Raw genomic sequence first — 20,267 nt, 5'->3', positions numbered from 1 at the left:
AGAATATCTATCAACCAAAAACCATCAACTATCAACTAGCGAATGAATCCTACTCCTGCTGTTGTGTTAGTTGCTGTATCAATTAAGATGAAAGCTCCGTTTGATTTGTTTTCGTTGTATGAATCAAAATATAACGGTTTGCTTAATTTGATCGTTACTTCTCCAATTTCGTTAATTGCTAATTGTGAAGCTTCTGTCGTTCCCGAGTAATCTGTTGCAATTGTATTTTTAATGCTTTCTACTTTTGCTAAAACTCTGTTTGTATTGTGTTGTACCAAATATTTAGTTCCCGGAACCAGTTTTTTACTGTCCATCCAGCAAACTGTAGTCGTGATGTCCTTTTCAATTTTTGGAAGTTCATCTGATTTCACAATCATATCGCCTCTTGTAACATTGATATCATTTTCTAATTCGATTGTAATTGAAGAACCTGCAACAGCTTCGTCAAATGTTTTATCGAAAAAGTGAATTTTAGATACTTTTGATTCTGTTAAAGAAGGAAGAACTGTTACGGCATCTCCAACTTTAATTGAGTTACCATATAATTTTCCTGCGTAACCTCTAAAATCGTGGTATTCTTCTGTTTTTGGACGAATAACTGTCTGAACCGGGAAACGTGCTTTTCCAGCTTCAAAAACATCATGAGAATGCAATCCTTCTAAATGCTCTAAAACCGTTTGTCCTTCATACCAAGGCATATTCTCTGATTTGTCCACAACGTTTCCGCCGTTGATTGCACTTAACGGAATATAGCTTACGTTTTGCTCTTTGAATGTACTTTTTGCATTTAATGCCTGAAAATCGGCTTTGATTTTATTGAAAACTTCTTCCGAATAATCAACTAAATCCATTTTATTAATCGCAACAATTACCTCTTTTACTCTCAATAAATTATTGATAAAAAAATGACGGTATGTTTGCTCAATTACTCCTTTTCTGGCATCAATCAAAATGATAGAAACCTGAGAAGTCGAAGCTCCTGTAACCATGTTTCTTGTATATTCTACGTGCCCTGGAGTATCGGCGATAATGTAACTTTTCTTTGCAGTCGAAAAATAAATGTGCGCAACATCAATCGTGATTCCTTGTTCTCTTTCTGCCACTAAACCGTCAGTTGCCAAAGAAAAATCAAGATAATCGTATCCTTTTTGCTTACTGCTTTTTTCGATTGCTTCTATTTTATCAGTCGTCAACGATTTTGTATCGTACAATAATCTCCCGATCAAAGTACTTTTTCCGTCATCTACACTTCCTGCTGTTGCTATTTTTAAAACGTCCATTCTTAAATTGTATATTGTAATTATTGTAAAATGTATATTGTATTTTTATAAAATGTATATCGTAAAACAGTTTTACAATATACTTTCATACATTATACAATCTTTAAAAGTATCCCTGTTGTTTTCTTTTCTCCATTGCAGCTTCAGAACGTTTATCATCGATTCTGGCTCCTCTTTCAGAAATGGTTGATGATCTAATTTCTCCAACTACTTCTTCGATTGTTGCTGCATAAGATTCAACAGCTGCTGTACAGCTCATATCTCCAACGGTTCTGAAGCGAACAATTCTTTCTTCGATTTGTTCGTCTTCTTCTTGGTACACAAAAGGAGAATGTGACCAGATTAAACCGTCTCTCAAAAAAACTTTTCTTTTATGTGAGAAATAGATTGACGGAATCTCGATTTTTTCTTTCTCGATATAACTCCAAACATCTAATTCTGTCCAGTTTGAAATTGGGAAAACACGAACGTTTTGACCATTTTCAATTTTTCCATTTAATATATCAAACAACTCTGGTCTCTGATTTTTTTCGTCCCATTGTCCGAAATCATCACGAACAGAGAAAATACGTTCTTTAGCTCTTGCTTTTTCCTCATCACGACGTGCGCCTCCAATACAAGCATCAAACTTAAATTCTTCAATGGCATCTAAAAGTGTTGTTGTCTGTAAGCTGTTACGGCTTGAATATTTTCCAGTTTCCTCCACCACTTTTCCTTCATCAATAGCATCCTGAACATTACGAACGATCAACTCTAAACCTAATTCTTCTACTAATTTATCTCTGAAAGCGATTGTTTCAGGGAAATTGTGTCCCGTATCAACGTGCAAAAGAGGAAACGGAATCTTAGCAGGGAAAAATGCTTTTTGCGCTAAACGCACCAATGTAATAGAATCTTTTCCTCCTGAGAAAAGCAAAACCGGTTTGTCAAACTGTGAAATTACTTCTCTGAAAATGTATATCGCTTCACTCTCTAAAGCGTTTGTTTTTAATACTGAACTCATTGTTTTTTTGTTTGATATTTTGTGAGTTTCAAGTTTTAAGTTTCAGGTTTCAAGTTGCCTGATCTAAAATCTCCACTCTTTATTCTATATTCTATATTCTATTCTCGCTAATCTCCCCCGGATTAAAATCCGGCACTACAATATGGATCGTTCCTTCGGAACTTTAAATCTATATTCTATTTTCTTTGCTCTTGCTTCTTTATTCTTTATTCTTTTTTCGCACTGTGAAGCCCGCACTCTTTATGGCTTGATTCCCACCACCATCTTCCGGCTCTGATGTCTTCGCCTGGGAAAATTGCTCTGGTACAAGGTGCACATCCAATACTTACGAAACCTTGTTTGTGCAATGCATTTTGTGGAACATTGTTTTCTGACAAATACGTTTCAACTTCTTCTAAAGTCCATTTTAACAACGGATTGAATTTTATGATTTCGAAGTTTCCATCGTATTCAAACAGATTTAAATCGTGTCTGTTTTCTGATTGTTCGGCTCTTAATCCCGTAATCCAAACTGAGTTTCCTGCCAAAGCTTTTCTTAATGGAACAACTTTTCGAATAAAACAGCATTCTTTTCTGTTTTCTACCGAATCGTAAAAACTGTTAGGACCTTTTTCCTGCAATAGTTTTTCAACTGATGCCGCTTCCGGAAAATAAACCTCAATCGGTCTTTTATATTTTTTCAATGTTTTGTGAAAAACATCATACGTTTCCTGAAATAATCTTCCTGTATCTAAAGTAAATACCTTTATATCTGTATTACTTTTTGCAATGAAATCGGTAATTACCTGATCTTCCTGACCGAAAGAAGTCGAAAAAGTTACTTTTCCCGGAAATTCTTTTGCTAAAAAAACTAAGGTTTCGTCAAGCGAAAGAGCTGCAGTTTTCTCTAATAATTCTTGTACAATACTCGCACTCATAAATCTCTCCTTTCTAAAATTATCTTTTACAATAATTTAGATAATGTTTTTAAACTCAATATTATAATTAGAATCCCAACGGCAATCATCATTGGTTTTCTTTTAATTCTAGTTACTAAAAATGCTGCAATTGGTGCTGCAATAACTCCTCCGGCAATTAATCCGATAATAACCTGCCAACCGTGAATACCTCCAAAAAGCATAAATGTTATACCACTTGCAAATGAAATCGCAAACTCAGCAGCATTAACAGAACCAATTGTATATTTAGGGTTTCTTCCTCTTCCTAATAATGTTGAAGTTACGATTGGCCCCCAGCCTCCACCGCCAACTGAATCCATAAAACCTCCAAAGACAGCTAAAACGCCTAATTTTTTAGTTTTCTTTTTCTCAACATTTTTCTTCAATGCTTTTTTGATGATAATCGCAGCCAAAACAATCATGTAAACTGCAATAAAAGGCTTAATGACATCACCGTCAATTACATCAGACAATAAATAAGCTCCTGTTATAGAACCCAAAACTCCCGGAATCAACAAATGCTTTACCAATTTTTTATTGATGTTGCCAAAACGATGATGCGAAAGTGCCGACGCTCCCGTTGTAAACATTTCTGAAACGTGAACCGCTGTACTGCTCACAACCGGCGGAACTCCATACGCTAATAAAAACGATGTTGAAGTGGCTCCATATCCCATTCCTAAGGCACCATCTACTAATTGTGCAAAAACACCAATTAAAAAGAACGCTAAAAGATTTTCATCAAAACCTTGTACTAAACCATCCCAAGAAAACTCTGCATGATGATTATAGATTAGTGTAGCTACCAAACCTAACAACAAAACTACAGGTATCACAACCCATAAATTCTCCTTTGATAAAGCATTAGACTTTACCGCTGTGTTGTTTAACTTAAGTTCATTTTCCATGTTTTAAGAATTTGTTTTTTTGTTCTTAAAAATCCATTACCCTATCGGCTTAGTAGATTACTTTGCAAATGTACTACATATTTCGAAATATCAAAACAATATATTTATTTTTTTACAACAGCTATTCTACTCTAAACCAACATAAAAGATGTTTAAAGAACGATTAGTAAATTAATTTAACAAATTATGTACTGCCTCTTAAAATCTTAACAGCACACCCTAATTTTGTGATTTGTAAAAATACACATTTAATCTCTACCAAATCTATAGGATAATTATAAAAATGTTATTATTTTAGCGCCAAATTTTTTTTATGGATTTTCAGATTGGTCTTGTCATTGCGGGTTTAGTAGTTGGGTTTATTGTTGGATTAACTGGTGTAGGAGGCGGTTCTTTGATGACGCCTATTTTATTATATTTTAATATACCGCCTACAACAGCCGTTGGAACCGATTTACTTTATGCCGCATTTACTAAAGCCGGAGGAATTTTTGTACACAATAAAAAAGGCAACATCAACTGGAAAATTACAGGTTGGCTTACATTAGGAAGTGTTCCCGCCGCTTTGGTTACTTTATGGATACTTCACAGCATTAAAACAGATATCGAAACTATAAATCGTGTTATCAAACAAAGCTTAGGCTGGGCATTATTATTTACTTCTGTCGCGATTATCTTCAAACAGAAATTAATGAAGTTTTCACAGAAACATGCCGGCGATAAATTTCATAGTGAAAGTCACACTCAAAACATGCTTACTATCGGAATTGGGATTTTGTTAGGAGCAACCGTAACTCTAACCTCAATTGGTGCCGGAGCTTTAGGAACAGTAACTTTATTTTTCCTTTATCCTTTATTACCAACCCCAAAATTGGTTGGAACCGAAATTGCTCATGCAGTTCCTTTAACTTTAGTTGCCGGAATCGGACATGCTTCTATGGGAAATTTAGATTTAGGATTATTAGGCCAATTATTGATGGGATCACTTCCTGGAATCTACATGGGAAGTATGTTAAGCGGAAAAGTGCCAGATCAATTTCTTAGAAATGCCATTGCAGTAATGCTTTTCCTTGCTGGATATAAATTGGTATTTTAGTATTCAAAAACATATAAAAACAGAAAGACCAATTCAAAAAATAATGAATTGGTCTTTTTTATTTGATTTAAAACATTTCTAAAAAGCAATATCTGCCAAAGAATTACTTTCTAATATTTTAAGTGTATTATCCCTAACTTCAGTCATTAATCGACGAGCTGCACAGGTTGCTTCGTCATCACAATCATCACATCTTTCGTAGAAATTATGACTAGCACATGGCAATAATGCAATTGGACCTTCCAGAATACGATAGACTTTTGCCATACTAATATCTTTCGGGTCTTTTATCAGATAGTAACCTCCGCCTTTTCCTTTTTTTGCTCCAAGAAAACCGGAATTCCTTAAAAGCAGTAAAATACTTTCTAAAAATTTTATCGAAATGTGTTCACTTTTCGCAATTTCGGCAATCTGTACTGGTTCATTATTTTCGCGTCTGGCTAAATAAGTCAAAGCTTTGATTCCGTATTTTGTCTTTTTTGAAAGCATCTTTATGTTTTAGATTGTAGTCGTTATGATTATGAAACATCTACAAATTATTAAACAACAAAAATATGCTTTTTGTTTGAACTATCACAGCAGAATAAAATTAAATTCTACTAATTCTATCAAATTACTTCTATGTACTTCCTGTTGCGTCTAAATTATAAAAGATTTCCATGTCTTTTTCCAAGTCATTTTTCTCGACAACATAAGTTTTTGATAAGGAATCATGCCAAAACCTTCCCGATTTTCCTAAAAAAGAAAACACATCAAAAGGAATTAAACGACACACAGTTCTCAGACAAACCATTTCAAAATTAGGTTTTATTCCATTTTCATTCACCACGATACTTCCAGTAACAATTTTTCCTATAGTTCTGGGAAAAAGAGATTCAAATATCAAGTAGTAGATTATCGCAAAAGAAAGGTAAGTTCCTATTACTCCAAGGTTTATCATAATTTCTACCCAAGCACCATAAGCATTCCACTGAAAAACATTGCCAATAATTACAACAAAAAATGAAAAAACAAATATGAAAACTGAAATAAAAACAAAATCAATAATGCAGTTAAAAAAACGATCACGATCAGACGTCAATAACTTCTTGTGTAGAACATAAGTAGAATCGCTCAAGTATATTTAGTTTTTTAATTATTATCTATAAACTTCACTATTGACAAAAATAGCTTTTTTACATAAAAAGCAATCATAAAAAAAAGACGATTCCTAATAGCAAACCTTACTATTAAAAATCGTCTTTATATAGAAATTGAAAATCTAAAGTCTAAGATCTGCAATCTAAAATTAAGAAAGCGCTTGTTTTAAATCTGCAATTACATCTTCTACAGTTTCTAAACCAACAGAAACACGAACCAAACCTTGCGTGATTCCAACCGCTAACTGATCTTCTTCAGATAATTTGCTATGTGTTGTAGAAGCCGGATGTGTAACAATTGTTTTTACATCACCAATATTTGCCGAAAGAGAACATAATTTAATTTTATCTAAAAATTTTCTTCCTGCTTCAAGACCACCTTTAATTTCGATTGCAATAATGTTACCGCCTAAACGCATTTGTTTTTTAGCGATTTCATATTTTGGATGTGATTTCAAGAATGGGTATTTCACACTTTGAACGTTTGGATGACTTTCTAAAAATTCAGCCACTTTTAAAGCATTTTCGCAATGTTTATCTACACGAACAGCTAAAGTCTCTAAACTTTTTGACAAAACCCAAGCATTAAATGGAGACATCGCTGGCCCGGTATTTCTTGAAAACAAATAAATTTTACGAATCAATTCTGCTTCTCCCACAGCAACTCCACCTAAAACACGACCTTGTCCATCTATTAATTTTGTTGCTGAATGCACTACAATATGTGCTCCATATTTTATAGGTTGCTGAATATATGGTGTTGCAAAACAGTTATCAATTATTAAAATCAGATTGTGTTTTTTTGCAATTTGACCTAACAACTCCAAATCAATTACATCAACACCAGGATTTGTTGGTGTTTCTGCGTATAAAATTTTAGTATTTGGCTTAATGAAACTTTCTATTGTTTCTGGTTTATTGATATCAAAATAGGTTGTTTCAATATTCCATTTTGGAAAATAGGTCATAAACAAAGCATGTGTCGAACCAAAAACACTTCCTGCTGAAACGATGTGATCGCCTGAATCTAACAATGCAGCAAACGTAGAGTAGATTGCAGCCATTCCGGTTGCAAAAGCATAACCCGCTTCTGCCCCTTCCATTGCACAAACTTTATCTACAAATTCAGTTGTATTTGGATTGCTGAAACGAGAGTAAATATTACGAACTTTTTCTTCTGTGAAAGATGCTCTCATATCCTCTGCATCTTCAAATATAAAACTTGAAGACAAGTACAAAGGCGTTGAATGTTCCTGAAATTGCGTTTTTTCTAAATGTGTTCTAATGGCTTGTGTTTCAAAACCAAATTCTTCTGTATTCATTGTGTTGTTTTTGTTTTTTTTGTTTGAAGTTTCAGGTTTAATGTTTCAAGTTATTACTAAACTTAAAATTCAAACTGTCTAAAGAAATTATCTAATTTCTCTAATTAACTAATTATCTAATTTTACAAAGCTTCGTTATTCAGGACAACTTTGTAGCTAATGGTTGCTGTTGGTTCAACTGTTTTGGCAACTGAGCAATATTTTTCGAAAGAAAGTTGTGCTGCTTTTTTTGCTTTTTCCGGATTGATTTCTCCTTCTAAATAGAAAACCACATCGATTTCTTTAAAAGGTTTTGCTTCTTCGATCTGAACTCGTGTCCCTTCAACCTCAGCGTTGAAAGAAGTGATTTCCTGACGCTGTTTTTTTAAGATCGAAATCATATCAATAGCACTGCATCCTGCAACGCCCATTAATACCAATTCCATTGGGCTTGCGCCTAAATCGCTTCCGCCAAATTCGGCTCTGCTATCAACGTCAACTATGTGGCCGCGTTCATTTTTTACTTTGAAATGAAATGCGTCGTTTACTCTGTTTAAGGTTACTTTCATTGTGTTGTTATTTTTTTATTTTTTTTATTCTTGTCAATCTTGTTATCTCGACTGAAGGGAGAAATCTTCGTTAGTAACTCCGCAACGACAATCCAATCTTTGTCGAGCTACTTGCGGAGATTTCTCGTTCCTCGAAATGACAAACTAAACTTGTAAATCTAAAATCTACAGTCTAAAATCTGCAATCTAAAATCAATTACCCTTTGTCTGACAATCTCAAAATATCTCCGAAAACTCCTCTCGCTGTTACCGCAGAACCTGCACCAGCTCCCTGAATAACGATTGGACGATCTCCGTAAGATTCTGTGTAAATTTCGAAGAAAGAATCAGAACCTTTTAATCCACCTAATGCTGTATCTTTTGGAACTGAAACTAATTTTACTTCTAGATTTCCTTTATCATTCTGCAAATCTCCAGACAATTCTCCAATATATCTCAACACGTGATTTGGCTGTTGATCTGCTTTTATTTTAGCATAAATTGGATCGAATTCTTTTAATTTCGTCAAGAAATCGGCAGCGCTTCCTTCACGTAAATGCTCCGGAATTAGGTTCTGAATTGAGATTTCTTCAAACTCATTTTGCAAATCTAACTCTCTTGCCAAGATTAATAATTTTCTACCAACATCATTTCCGCATAAATCTTCACGCGGATCTGGTTCTGTATATCCGTTATCAATCGCTTCCTGCAAGATTTCGCTGAAAGGCGCCTCTTTTGCAGAGAAATTATTGAATAAATAACTTAATGTTCCAGAGAAAACTCCTTTTATTTTTGTAATATTTTCACCCGAAAGGTGCAATAATTTAATTGTATCAATTAAAGGCAATCCTGCACCAACATTGGTTTCGTATAAATAATTCTTTTGGTTTTCTGCCAAAGCTTTTCTTAATTCTTTGTAGAAACCATAGCTTAATGTATTAGCCACTTTATTAGACGAAATCAAATCGAAACTGCTTTCTACTAACGGAATATAATTCTCAACGAAAGCTGCACTTGCCGTATTGTCAATCGCAATTAAGTTTTCTAAATGATGTTCATTGGCGTAAGCAATAATATCTTTTATAGTATAAGCTTCACCTTTGTTTTCAATTTCGCTTTTCCAATTGCCATTAACACCATATTTGTTTAAAAGCAGTTTTTTAGAATTCGCTATAGCGAAAACATTCAATTTAATGTCTTTACGTTTTTCAATTGCCGAAGCCGATTCTAAAATCTGATTGATTAAAGTTCCGCCCACTAATCCGTGACCGAAAATCGCAATGTTGATTTTCTTTGAAACTCCAAAGATCTCTCCGTGAATAACGTTCAGCGCTTTGTTTAATTCCTCTTTTTTAACAACCAAACTCACGTTTTTACCGGTTACGGTATTGTTGAATAAAATAGGAACAATTTTATTTTTAATTAAAGCAGTGTAAGGTTTGTGGAAAGTACTTAAATCCTGTCCGATAATCGAAATTACAGAGACATTGTCTGTAACCGTAATCTGATTTACATCTTTAGAATAAAAGTCATTTTCGAATTCTTTTTCTAATTCTACAACTGCTGTAGTTGCTTTATCAGTCGCTACAACCAATCCGATTCCTCTTTCTGATGAACCTTGAGAAATAATACTCACACTGATATTGTGATCTCCCATTACTTTAAAAATTCGGGCATCAACTCCCGCTTTTCCAAGTAATCCGCGTCCTTCAAGATTTACAAGAGATACATTTTCTAAAACAGAAAGCGTCTTAATTCCTTCTTTAGAAGAATCTGAAGTGATTAAAGTTCCTCTGTTTTCATGATTAAAAGTATTTAAAATACGAAGCGGAATATTTTTTTCTAATAATGGAATAATCGTTTTGGCATGCAAAATTGTAGCTCCAAAATTTGCCAGCTCGTTTGCTTCGTTGAAAGATAAATATTCAATTTTCTTAGCATCGGCAACCAAATCAGGATTTGCTGTATAGATTCCGTCTACATGCGTGAAGTTTTGTAATTCTTCGGCATTTAAATAATTTGCGATTAACGAAGCGGTATAGTTACTGCCATTTCTACCTAAAGTAGTTGTGTCGTTGTTGTTATTAGATCCAATGAAGCCTGTAACTATATTAACCGTTTCTCCGTTATGTTCTTTAAAATAATTTACTACGTTTTTCTTAGAAAGCTGCTCTAAAGGCTGTGCATCGCCAAATTTAGAATCGGTTTTCAGCAAATCTCTTGTATCTACAAAATTGGCTGGAATTCCTTTTTCTACTAAAATAGCTGTCAACAGCTTAGCTGAAAGTAATTCACCTTTAGACAATATCTGATCTTTAATTTTTTTGCTGTAATCGCCAATTAAACTTACACCTTCAAAAAGTTTATCTAAGACATTAAATTCTTCAGACAAATCAACTTGTGGATAATCTGATATTTGATATTTTTTGAAGTTTTCTAATAACTCTTTATAACTGCCGTTTTTAGCAGCAATGCTTAAGATAAATTCCAATTCGTCTGTAGCATTTCCGCGTGCAGAAACTACAACGGCAATTTTTTCACCTTGATTTACTTTATCAGAAATGATTGAAACAACTTTGTTAAGTCCTTCTCCGTTTGCTAACGATTTACCTCCAAATTTTAATACTTTCATTTTATTTCTTTATTGTTTCTGCCTTAAAAATGTCGGCAAGTAAATGATCTAATTGTTTGTACTCGATTAAAAAAGCGTCATGTCCGTGAACCGAATCAATTTCGCTATAGAAAACATTGTCTTTAAATTTCTTTAATTCTTCGTAGGTTTCGACATTTTCTTTGGCCGTAAAAAATAAGTCTGAATTGATTCCTACGATATGAATTGAAGCTTTTGTTTTGGACAATAAGTCTTCGAAACTTTCACTATTTCTGGTAATATCAATTGTTTTAAGCAACTGATTCATTAATTTATAAGAAGACAACTGAAATCTTTGTTGCAGTTTTTTTCCGTGATGTGCCAGCCAGCTTTCGATATTAAAAATCAGTAGCTCCTGATTGATTGTTCTTTGGAATTTCTCTTTGAAAGATTCTGGCGAACGATAACAAAGCATAGCATGAATTCTAGCGTCTTCGATTGGTTTTGAAGAATTATTCAAAATTTGTTCTTGCAGAAAACAATTAGCAATAAGCCAGTCTGTCGATTTCCAGTCGCTCGCAATTGGAATAAGGTTTTCTGTGATGTTTGGTTCTAAAGCTAAGATTTCCCAGGCAATTCCACCTCCAACTGAACCTCCGATAATCGCAAAAAGTTTTTCAATCTGTAAAGCTTTTATACCTTCGATAAAGATTCTGGCAATATCTCTGGCCGTAAAATCAAGATAGTTTTCGATTAAAAAAGAATTGGTTCCATTTCCCGGAACATCAAAAGCTAAAATGGTATAAACAGCAGTGTCTATGGTTTTACCTTCTCCAATTAAGTCATTCCACCAACCGTTTTCGCCTGTAACCTGAGAGTTTCCTGTTAAGGCGTGATTAACCAAAACGATTGGCGCACTGTGCAGGGGCTGGCCTGCCAATGTAAAACGTAATGGTATATCATGATAAGATGCATCACTTTCTGTGATGAATTCCTGAATTATAATAGGGTTTGGTATATTTTCCAATTTCAAATCTGTTGTATTATGATTTGTATATGGAAATATTAGAAAGAAAAAACTAGAGTAAACTAGAAAAAAATCTTGTTGTTATCTTTCCACGTTTGGGCGTGGTAGAATGTAGCACCTTCTTCGTTTTACCGAAGGGTTGCTAAGGATTCATCGGGTCTAATCCCTCGTCCTTTCTTTATAACATTTCAATACGTGTTTGAACTTAACAGTGCAAATTAACTACTATTTTCTTTAACAAACAAATTTTATCTAAAAGTGTTTGTTAAATTTCTGAGACTTACTTTAGCAAAAACTATTATACGCAAAAATTTACCGAACAAAAATGCCCAGTAAAATTAAGCAGGTTTTACCCTAGTTTATGTCGCTTTGCAGTTTAGATGAAAAGCGTTTCATTTTCTTTTGAATACATCAAAAACAATAAAGAATTGGGTGCTTTTTTTTCAGCGCTTTTATCCGTTTCGTTCATTCCAAATCTTGGATGAGCCAATTCGTTTGTTGGCGGCGGATTGTTTCTTCTTGTCCTTTTTTCTTTCAAGTCAGAAATCTTTTTTGCTAAGTAGTTCAATGTGCTCATGATATTAAGTTTTTAAGTTAAGTTGCGTTTTATAATCTTTATTTCTATTTTATTTTTCTGTTAAGCCCCTTGATGAAATAAAAAAACCCTTTTGGTTTTTTAGATACCAAAAGGGTTTAAGTTTTTCAAACTCATTTATACTTTTAGTATCAACAGACGGGTGCGCAAATAAGCGCGACAGTAAACATCTTGTTCATCTGTAAGGATTTATTCATCTGTGATTTATATTGTTTATTTAAATTCTGCATTTTTCTATAATTAAAAAGCCTCCCAATGTTCTTTGGGAGGCTTTTACTAATATATTGTGTTTTACAATTATTTAAGCAATAGGCGACCCAGCCTCGGTTATAACCGAAATGGCACAAAACATTTTGTTGACTTTTAAGTTCATCTTGATTTCTAGTAGTTTTTGGGTACAACAAATATGCAACTATTATTTTTATTACACAAATAATATTCAGGAATTTAATTACAAAAAACGTTAAAAAACTATTGTTTTGTGTTAAAAAAAATTGCAAAAAACAGCAATCATGATAAAATAAAGTAAAAAACTTACAAAAATTACAAATTTTAACTTTCTAAAATTCCTTAACGCATCAGTTTATCAAAGAACAATTAATTGATTTTCAGTATATTTTTTTCAAATTATTACAACCATACAGCTTCTTTATTTCTAATTTTTTCGGTTACTTTTAGAATATCGGCTATTATTCCTCTTGAAATTGCTTGTTTACAAGCAGAAGCACTCTGAATCACAATTGGAACATTGGCGTAAGATTGTGTGAAAATTTCAAAAATGGTATCGGATCCTTTTAATTTTCCAATTGGAGAATCAGCAGGTTCCGAAATCAATTTGACTTCCAATTTGTTTTTCTCGACATCAAATTCACCAATGTATCTTAAAACATGATTTTCTGCCTGTGTAATCTTAGCGACTTTAAAAGATTTGTCGATAGCATCTTTATTCAGCACCCCATTTTTTTCCAGGTGCTCATCTGTGATAAAGGGTTTTATCTGAATGTCTGAAAACTCAAAATCTTTTCCGATTTCTCTGGCCAATATCAAAAGCTTTCTTGCTGTGTCATTTCCGGATAAATCTTCTTTAAATGTAGATTTCATTAATCCTAAAAGACTGGCATCTTTTAAAACTGAAGAAAACGAAACATCTTCTGCCGAAAATCTATTGAAGACATAACTCAAATTATCTGAGAAAACGCCCCGAATCTTGGTGATTTTTTCTCCGGAATAATACAAATCTCTCAAAGTCTGCAAAACCGGAATTCCGGTATCTACTGAAGTTTCATATAGAAATTCTTTGTCATACTTTTTAAGATCAGCCCTTAGTTCTTTGTATAAGTCTATCGGAAGTGTATTGGCTTTTTTGTTTACAGCAACGATATTAAATCCGTTTTTGATTAACGTATTATAATGTTTCACCAATTCATCACTTGCTGTTGCATCTACGGCAATCAGGTTTTCGAATTCATTTTCTTGTGCAAATTCGACTATATCTTCTACTTTAAAAGGAACTGCCAATTGTCTGAAATTGGTTTCCCAGGCATAACCTACTCCTTCTTTTTCAAAAAAAGCGACCGTCGAATTGGTTATAATTGGAAAATGAAAATCGACATTTTTACTTTCCAGAAAAAATTCCTGACTTTCGATAATCTGATTAATCAAAGTACTTCCGATATTCCCAATTCCAAAAAGGATGATATTTATTTTAAGCTTTGACATAATTTTTAATTTTTGAAACCATATAAGCAATAATAAGTTCATTTAATTGCCGTGTATATAGCAGTTCTTTGATTTAAAATTAGACGCACTGCTGTGCGTCTCTACAGTGCATTTTTTCTAAAATGAACTTATATTACTTATATGGTTTAATTTATAAAGATGTTTTTCATAAAAAATTACCTTTAGCAAAACCACTCGCTAAAGGCAATCTTTCAAACAAAAAACAAAAAAACCTAGTTCTTATTGATGCTGTATTGCGAAAGCGAAACACTTTCAAAAACAGCTTGCAGATCAGCAATTAAATCCTCTATATCTTCAATTCCCACAGACAGACGAACCAAATCTTTAGAAACTCCTGTTTCGATTTGTTCTTCATCTGTTAATTGCTGATGCGTCGTACTTGCCGGATGAATGATTAATGATTTTGTATCACCAATATTAGCCAGCAGAGAAAATAATTTAGTATCATCTACCACTTTTTTAGCAGCGTCAAAACCTCCTTTAAGTCCAAAAGTGATAATACCGCTTTGACCTTCAGGCAGATATTCTTTAGCTAAATCATAATATTTATTTGATTTCAGTCCTGGATAGTTTACCCAAACCACCTCATCTTGTTTCTCTAACCATTCAGCCAAAGCCAAAGCATTTTCGCTGTGCTTCTTAATTCGAATTGGAAGTGTTTCCAAACCTTGAATAATCTGAAAAGCATTAAACGGACTCAAAGCGGCACCAAAATCACGCAGCCCTTCAATTCGAACTTTTGCAATAAAAGCCGCATTTCCTAAAGCTTCATGATATACTAATCCGTGGTAACCTGCAGATGGTTCTGTAAATTCAGGGAATTTTCCGTTTGCCCAGTCAAAATTTCCGGCATCAACAATAACGCCTCCTAATGAAGTTCCGTTTCCAGCGATATATTTAGTTAAGGAGTGAATTACAATATCGGCACCGTATTTAATTGGGTTTAATAAATAAGGTGTCGCAACTGTATTATCTACTATAAATGGCACTTTGAATGCTTTGGCTTGCACCGAAATTCCTTTTAAATCCAAAACGTCTAATTTTGGATTTCCAAGAGATTCCACAAAGAAAGCTCTTGTATTTTCTTTTGCTGCCTTAGTAAAGTTTTCCGGTTTTGACGGATCTACAAATGTGGTTGTGATTCCTAATCTTGGTAATGTAACTTTTAAAAGATTATACGTTCCTCCATATAAGCTGTTCGACGCTACGATATGATCTCCAGCTTTTAGCAAAGTCAATAAAGTGGTCGAAATTGCCGATGCTCCAGAAGCAGTTACTACAGCTCCTATTCCACCTTCAAGTGCGGCAAGTCGCTGTTCTAAAACATCGTTTGTTGGATTGTTCAATCTTGTGTAGATAAATCCTGCTTCGGCTAGACCAAATAAATTGGCTGCATGATCTGCATTATTAAATACGTATGAAGATGTTTGATAAATAGGCACGGCTCTGGTTCCTGCGTTTTTAGTTACGTCGTGTCCTGCGTGAAGTGCGTTTGTTGCGAATTTTTGTGTGCTCATGATTTCTTAGTTTTTTAGGTATTGTTAATACGTTTATATATTTTAATTGATATTGATTTTTAAAATTGTTCTTGTATTTGATTTAAGCAAAAAGATCTTCTGCAGCTTCTTCTAAATCATACAAATGAAACAGTAATGATTTTTGAGTTTTAACACTTTGTTCCGGATTGTATTTTACCGTTTCTGATGATTCTTCAGTATTATTATTTAAAGAATTATTTCTTAATAAGTATTGAAATGCAATTGTATTGATATCTAATGTATTCATGATTTAAAATTTTAAGAGTTTGAAATAAAAAAAGCCCTTTCGGATGGCTTACCAAAAGGGCTTATAGTTGAAACTATAACAAAGATTCGATCTTTCACTTTTGGCAACAGCAACTTTGGATACACATTGGCATCTTACAACACATCATCATTTTATTTACTGTTGAATTTTTCATTTCTTAATTACTTTAATTTTTGATTTAATAAAAAAACCTCTGCTGTTGGGCAGAGGTTCTTATTGTATTTTGTAGACTTAAGTACTAAACAATAGAGTTACTCTGCGGATTGTTCCGACATCATACAACACATATTTTTAGCAGTTAAATTCATTTTCTTATTGTTTTACAGGGCAAATTTGAGAACTTTTTTTCAAACCACCAAACAAAAATCAAATTATTTTCCATTACCCTATCAAAATACTATGCTATTGTTAAATTTCTGCTATAAAAAATAAAAAAAGTTGAACTTTAATTTGCAAATCAAAATGGTTTTATACCTTTGCACCCGAAACAGAGGAAAAATTTGAACTGATTGCAACCTCTTCATAATGAAATGATTCATTATGAATGCCGAAAGAATCCTTTCAGCAGTAAAAAATGCTAAAGCAGACACTCTCCTTTAGCCCTTTTTAGCAATCATTTCCTCGCTTAAATTTAAAATTAATACATTTTTATTACATTATTATGGCTTATTTATTTACGTCAGAATCTGTTAGTGAAGGGCATCCAGACAAAGTTGCAGATCAAATTTCGGACGCTTTAATTGACAACTTTTTGGCATTTGACGCTGACTCAAAAGTAGCTTGTGAAACATTAGTTACAACTGGTCAGGTAATTTTAGCAGGTGAAGTAAAATCGAATACTTATCTAGATGTACAGCATATTGCACGTGAGGTAATCCGTAAAATTGGATATACTAAAAGTGAATATATGTTTGAAGCGAATTCTTGTGGAATTCTTTCAGCAATTCACGAGCAGTCTGCAGACATTAACCAAGGTGTTGACAGAGCTAAGCCAGAAGAGCAAGGTGCAGGTGACCAGGGAATGATGTTTGGTTACGCTACAAATGAAACTGAAAACTACATGCCATTGGCATTAGATTTATCTCATAAATTATTACAAGAGTTAGCAATTTTAAGACGAGAAAACAAAGAAATCTCTTATTTACGTCCAGATGCTAAATCTCAGGTAACTTTAGAATACAGCGACGACAACAAACCAACTCGTATCGATGCGATTGTTATCTCTACTCAACATGATGATTTTGATGAAGAAGCGGCAATGTTGGCTAAAATCAAAAAAGATATTGTTGAAATCTTGATTCCTAGAATTATCGCTAAGAACCCAGAGCACGCTCACTTATTTAACGATAAAATCAACTACCACATTAACCCAACAGGAAAATTCGTTATCGGAGGACCTCATGGAGATACTGGTTTAACTGGAAGAAAAATTATCGTTGATACTTACGGTGGAAAAGGTGCTCACGGTGGTGGTGCATTCTCTGGAAAAGATCCAAGTAAAGTAGACAGAAGTGCTGCTTATGCAACTCGTCATATCGCTAAAAACTTAGTTGCTGCAGGTGTTGCTGACGAAATCTTAGTTCAGGTTTCTTACGCAATTGGAGTTGCTGAACCAATGGGAATTTTCATTGAAACTTACGGAACTTCTAAAGTAAACTTAACTAACGGTGAAATCGCTAAAAAAGTAGAAGCAATCTTTGATATGCGTCCGTACTTTATTGAGCAAAGATTAAAATTAAGGAACCCAATTTACAGCGAAACTGCTGCTTACGGACACATGGGACGTAAACCAGAAACTGTAACTAAAACTTTCCACGCTCCAGGCGGACAAGAAAAAACAGTTACTGTTGAATTGTTTACATGGGAAAAACTTGACTTTGTTGACCAGGTAAAAGCTGCATTTGGATTGTAATTCAATCTAAATTCAAAATAAAAAAGGCTGTCTATAATTTTAGACAGCCTTTCTTTTTATTATTATTTATTCCTTAATATGTTCCGTTTTGCATTTTTGTTAAGGTATCTTTTATATCAGTTGCTGTAACCCCATCCATGTTTGCATCTAAATATTTTACAGCTAAAGTCTGCGTTGCGATGGCTTTTTCATTCTGTCCGTCTTTATAATACAACTGAGCCAAAGTATCCAAATAATATGGATTGTTTTTGGTTACCAATAAACTGTATTCAGACCATTTTATGGCATCTTTTAGGAAGCTGGAATTTTGAGCTTTTGTAACTACTGTCCATGCTGCATTGTTACACAGATTTGAATGATACTCTTTAAAAGCATTCCATCCATCATAAGAATAACTTGAATTTGAATCTATTGTTGAATAAATTGCATCTAATTTTTCTATTGGATTTCCTCCAGCCAGATTTGCATTAAAATAGGTGTTGAATTCTCTTAAATAGGTGGTATTCGAAGTATCCTGATCTTCAGCCATCGACAGATAATCAAAGTAATTTTTGTAGGCTTCAAAATTGCCTTTACCGGATTCAATTATCTTTTTATAAACCGAGTTTACCTTTTCTTTATTAATTTCTCCTGTAACTCCATCCTGAGAAGTATAAACATTTTGCTGCAATGCATTAGAAATCTCAGAAACAATATTTCCAAGTGTATGCAATTCTCCTTCTTTACTATTGAAGTCAGTACGATTTTTTTCAATCTCTTCAGAATGCTTCAACAAATAATCAATTGCAAGGAAATCGGTATCATTTAAGATTCTGTCCTGGTTGAAAAGCTGTTTTGTAAATCCTTGATTTTTGATCTCTTTTACAATTATTTCTGCTAAATACAAATTAGCAGTCTTATCTTTTTGGTGTGATTCAATTAATTTTTTCCAGGCTGCTGTTACTTCCTTTTGATCTACTGTTGTTTTGGTAATCACAAATTCTTTAGAATTAATATCATCTGCAGGAGCTACCGGATCATAATTATAGGTAGTTTCTAATAGAACCGTTTTATTAAAAGCATTGATTAAATCTGCATCCGTTGCTTTCTTATTTTTTACAGCATTATTAACTGAGATTAAAGCATCTGCTCTCAAAAGCTGTCTGTAAAATTCACTATAATAGCCAAACTGATACTGCTGTGCTGTTAAATCAGATTTTGCAACAGCTATTATATTTCCTTCTCCATTTAAAACAAGCACACTTGGATCGTTGGTAATTTTATTGGTTTTAAGCCATTTTTTATCATCGGCTCCAGCCAAATAAAAATTATAAACATCGTAAAGAGCGACATATTTATCATACATATTATATCCTGTCTGTGTTTCCTGCTCTTTTACGATAGCATCAAAACTCTCTTTTGCTGGCTTAGTATTACTATCAGCATACACAACCAAAAATTTATTGGCAGAACCTTTTGTTGCGTCAATTGCTTTTTTTAAGCTGTTTTCAACTTTTAATTTAAAGTCGTAACGTGTATATGCTGGCGGAGGAATAGAATAGTCAGCTGCTGCTGTAGCAACACTATCGGTCGCAACAAGCCCTGTTCCGAAATCATCACTCAGTAAAGCATCTTCTTTCCCGGGATAAGTCCAATTGGAAACAGACTGACTTTCAAGAGGAAGAACCTTTGCTGTTTTCTTAGCTGGCTGCGGGTCTTTTTCATTAATAAAAACCAACGGATTCAATCCTGATTTTTCAGAGATTTTCAATTCATTTGTACTTCTGTCAAAGAATCCTGCTATCTGCAAATCTCCTAAAACAGCTAATTCATAGTTGATCGTCACTTCAGAAACATCTTTTGGTAAAGCATATTTATTGACACTGCTTTTTCCTCCGTATTCTTCATAAACCAAATACAAAAAGTCTGCTTTCTCGATCTCGAATTCCAAATCGGTTTTTGCCCAGTCCGGATCTATTTTGGTCTTAATATCTGAAAGTCTTTGGTATTTAACTTCTTCTTTTCCTTTTTGAGTTCCTATGTAAAATGAATAATAGGAAGGATCTAAAAACTTTACTTTTATATTTTTAGCTTTTTTATCTACTTTAAAAGAAAGGTCAAAACTGGTTTGTGCTTCAGTATTTTTAGCAAATAATAACGAATCTCCTTTTACAATATAATCTCCCGAATAGAATACAAGTTCGTATTTGTTATCGTCTAATAAATTGAGTTTGATTTTCTGACCTTTGTTTGTAGACAAATAGGTTCCTTTTTCGCTGCCTTTTGTTTGAGAAAAACTCGTAAAAATTGCCGAAGTAAACAGCAATAAACTCCAAATAAAATTGCGCATAATATAAAAATTTGGCTATTAATATTGACGTAAAGATATTCCATTCTTACTAAAA

General features: G+C 33.5%; 17 protein-coding genes and 1 riboswitch. Of the genes, 2 read left to right on the top strand and 15 right to left on the bottom strand.

The annotated features are described in order from the left end of the window. Positions 1–35: 35 nt before the first annotated feature. From HYN56_RS07790 to HYN56_RS07775, 4 genes are all read right to left on the bottom strand, one after another. Positions 36–1,280 (bottom strand): sulfate adenylyltransferase subunit 1, encoded by a 1,245-nt coding sequence (locus HYN56_RS07790; RefSeq protein ID WP_109191656.1) that lies wholly within the window; start codon positions 1,278–1,280, stop codon positions 36–38. A gap of 103 nt (positions 1,281–1,383) precedes the next feature. After that, on the bottom strand, positions 1,384–2,283 hold the full coding sequence (gene cysD, locus HYN56_RS07785; protein ID WP_008466601.1) for a sulfate adenylyltransferase subunit CysD: 900 nt from the start codon (positions 2,281–2,283) through the stop codon (positions 1,384–1,386). Positions 2,284–2,489: 206 nt separating this feature from the next. Beyond that, on the bottom strand, positions 2,490–3,200 hold the full coding sequence (locus HYN56_RS07780) for a phosphoadenylyl-sulfate reductase (RefSeq protein WP_109191655.1): 711 nt from the start codon (positions 3,198–3,200) through the stop codon (positions 2,490–2,492). Positions 3,201–3,226: 26 nt separating this feature from the next. Further along, on the bottom strand, positions 3,227–4,129 hold the full coding sequence (locus HYN56_RS07775) for a TSUP family transporter (protein ID WP_109191654.1): 903 nt from the start codon (positions 4,127–4,129) through the stop codon (positions 3,227–3,229). A 313-nt stretch (positions 4,130–4,442) separates the two neighbouring features. Between HYN56_RS07775 and HYN56_RS07770 the strand changes: the two genes are divergently transcribed. Next, positions 4,443–5,225, top strand: coding sequence for a sulfite exporter TauE/SafE family protein (locus HYN56_RS07770; protein ID WP_109191653.1), 783 nt, complete (start codon positions 4,443–4,445; stop codon positions 5,223–5,225). Positions 5,226–5,303: 78 nt separating this feature from the next. Here HYN56_RS07770 and HYN56_RS07765 read toward each other — a convergent pair whose 3' ends face one another. The 10 genes from HYN56_RS07765 to HYN56_RS07715 form a co-directional block, all read right to left on the bottom strand. Then, positions 5,304–5,714, bottom strand: coding sequence for an RrF2 family transcriptional regulator (locus tag HYN56_RS07765; RefSeq protein WP_109191652.1), 411 nt, complete (start codon positions 5,712–5,714; stop codon positions 5,304–5,306). Positions 5,715–5,844: 130 nt separating this feature from the next. Next, entirely contained in the window at positions 5,845–6,342 is a 498-nt protein-coding gene (locus HYN56_RS07760; RefSeq protein ID WP_109191651.1) for an RDD family protein, read from the bottom strand. Positions 6,343–6,513: 171 nt separating this feature from the next. After that, positions 6,514–7,686, bottom strand: a complete 1,173-nt coding sequence (locus HYN56_RS07755) for a trans-sulfuration enzyme family protein (protein WP_109191650.1) — start codon at positions 7,684–7,686, stop codon at positions 6,514–6,516. Positions 7,687–7,808: 122 nt separating this feature from the next. After that, positions 7,809–8,234, bottom strand: coding sequence for an OsmC family protein (locus tag HYN56_RS07750; RefSeq protein WP_091493828.1), 426 nt, complete (start codon positions 8,232–8,234; stop codon positions 7,809–7,811). A gap of 196 nt (positions 8,235–8,430) precedes the next feature. After that, positions 8,431–10,845: a bifunctional aspartate kinase/homoserine dehydrogenase I gene (gene thrA, locus HYN56_RS07745; protein WP_109191649.1), complete on the bottom strand. Its 2,415-nt coding sequence runs from the start codon at positions 10,843–10,845 to the stop codon at positions 8,431–8,433. Between the two features lies 1 nt (position 10,846). Further along, entirely contained in the window at positions 10,847–11,830 is a 984-nt protein-coding gene (locus tag HYN56_RS07740; RefSeq protein WP_240622670.1) for an alpha/beta fold hydrolase, read from the bottom strand. Between the two features lie 78 nt (positions 11,831–11,908). Further along, positions 11,909–12,017: riboswitch (SAM riboswitch) on the bottom strand. Between the two features lie 189 nt (positions 12,018–12,206). After that, positions 12,207–12,407: a hypothetical protein gene (locus tag HYN56_RS07735; protein ID WP_091493836.1), complete on the bottom strand. Its 201-nt coding sequence runs from the start codon at positions 12,405–12,407 to the stop codon at positions 12,207–12,209. A gap of 648 nt (positions 12,408–13,055) precedes the next feature. Further along, positions 13,056–14,144: a homoserine dehydrogenase family protein gene (locus HYN56_RS07725; RefSeq protein WP_109194747.1), complete on the bottom strand. Its 1,089-nt coding sequence runs from the start codon at positions 14,142–14,144 to the stop codon at positions 13,056–13,058. Between the two features lie 233 nt (positions 14,145–14,377). Next, a complete protein-coding gene (locus HYN56_RS07720; protein WP_109191646.1) occupies positions 14,378–15,682 on the bottom strand; it encodes an O-acetylhomoserine aminocarboxypropyltransferase/cysteine synthase family protein in 1,305 nt (434 codons plus the stop codon). Positions 15,683–15,764: 82 nt separating this feature from the next. Further along, the gene (locus HYN56_RS07715; RefSeq protein WP_109191645.1) at positions 15,765–15,950 is read right to left on the bottom strand and encodes a hypothetical protein; all 186 of its coding nucleotides are present in this window, start codon (positions 15,948–15,950) and stop codon (positions 15,765–15,767) included. 682 nt (positions 15,951–16,632) lie between these two features. On the opposite strand from HYN56_RS07715, the gene metK reads away from it, so the two are divergent. Beyond that, positions 16,633–17,883, top strand: a complete 1,251-nt coding sequence (gene metK / locus HYN56_RS07710) for a methionine adenosyltransferase (RefSeq protein WP_109191644.1) — start codon at positions 16,633–16,635, stop codon at positions 17,881–17,883. 73 nt (positions 17,884–17,956) lie between these two features. Here metK and HYN56_RS07705 read toward each other — a convergent pair whose 3' ends face one another. Next, the gene (locus HYN56_RS07705) at positions 17,957–20,212 is read right to left on the bottom strand and encodes a hypothetical protein (RefSeq protein ID WP_109191643.1); all 2,256 of its coding nucleotides are present in this window, start codon (positions 20,210–20,212) and stop codon (positions 17,957–17,959) included. Positions 20,213–20,267 lie beyond the last annotated feature (55 nt).

Source organism: Flavobacterium crocinum, from assembly GCF_003122385.1.
Taxonomy (GTDB): Bacteria; Bacteroidota; Bacteroidia; order Flavobacteriales; family Flavobacteriaceae; genus Flavobacterium; species Flavobacterium crocinum.
Note: the sequence above shows the minus strand (reverse complement) of the source record. Positions and strands in the feature narration are given on the sequence as shown.

Bases quoted from the DNA above. Each gene is read 5' to 3' on its own strand.
- HYN56_RS07705 (WP_109191643.1), bottom strand. From the start codon at position 20,212: ATGCGCAATTTTATTTGGAGTTTATTGCTGTTTACTTCGGCAATTTTT.
- metK (WP_109191644.1), top strand. From the start codon at position 16,633: ATGGCTTATTTATTTACGTCAGAATCTGTTAGTGAAGGGCATCCAGAC.
- HYN56_RS07720 (WP_109191646.1), bottom strand. From the start codon at position 15,682: ATGAGCACACAAAAATTCGCAACAAACGCACTTCACGCAGGACACGAC.
- HYN56_RS07790 (WP_109191656.1), bottom strand. From the start codon at position 1,280: ATGGACGTTTTAAAAATAGCAACAGCAGGAAGTGTAGATGACGGAAAA.
- thrA (WP_109191649.1), bottom strand. From the start codon at position 10,845: ATGAAAGTATTAAAATTTGGAGGTAAATCGTTAGCAAACGGAGAAGGA.
- HYN56_RS07775 (WP_109191654.1), bottom strand. From the start codon at position 4,129: ATGGAAAATGAACTTAAGTTAAACAACACAGCGGTAAAGTCTAATGCT.
- HYN56_RS07725 (WP_109194747.1), bottom strand. From the start codon at position 14,144: ATGTCAAAGCTTAAAATAAATATCATCCTTTTTGGAATTGGGAATATC.
- HYN56_RS07780 (WP_109191655.1), bottom strand. From the start codon at position 3,200: ATGAGTGCGAGTATTGTACAAGAATTATTAGAGAAAACTGCAGCTCTT.
- HYN56_RS07750 (WP_091493828.1), bottom strand. From the start codon at position 8,234: ATGAAAGTAACCTTAAACAGAGTAAACGACGCATTTCATTTCAAAGTA.
- cysD (WP_008466601.1), bottom strand. From the start codon at position 2,283: ATGAGTTCAGTATTAAAAACAAACGCTTTAGAGAGTGAAGCGATATAC.
- HYN56_RS07715 (WP_109191645.1), bottom strand. From the start codon at position 15,950: ATGAATACATTAGATATCAATACAATTGCATTTCAATACTTATTAAGA.
- HYN56_RS07755 (WP_109191650.1), bottom strand. From the start codon at position 7,686: ATGAATACAGAAGAATTTGGTTTTGAAACACAAGCCATTAGAACACAT.
- HYN56_RS07735 (WP_091493836.1), bottom strand. From the start codon at position 12,407: ATGAGCACATTGAACTACTTAGCAAAAAAGATTTCTGACTTGAAAGAA.
- HYN56_RS07765 (WP_109191652.1), bottom strand. From the start codon at position 5,714: ATGCTTTCAAAAAAGACAAAATACGGAATCAAAGCTTTGACTTATTTA.
- HYN56_RS07770 (WP_109191653.1), top strand. From the start codon at position 4,443: ATGGATTTTCAGATTGGTCTTGTCATTGCGGGTTTAGTAGTTGGGTTT.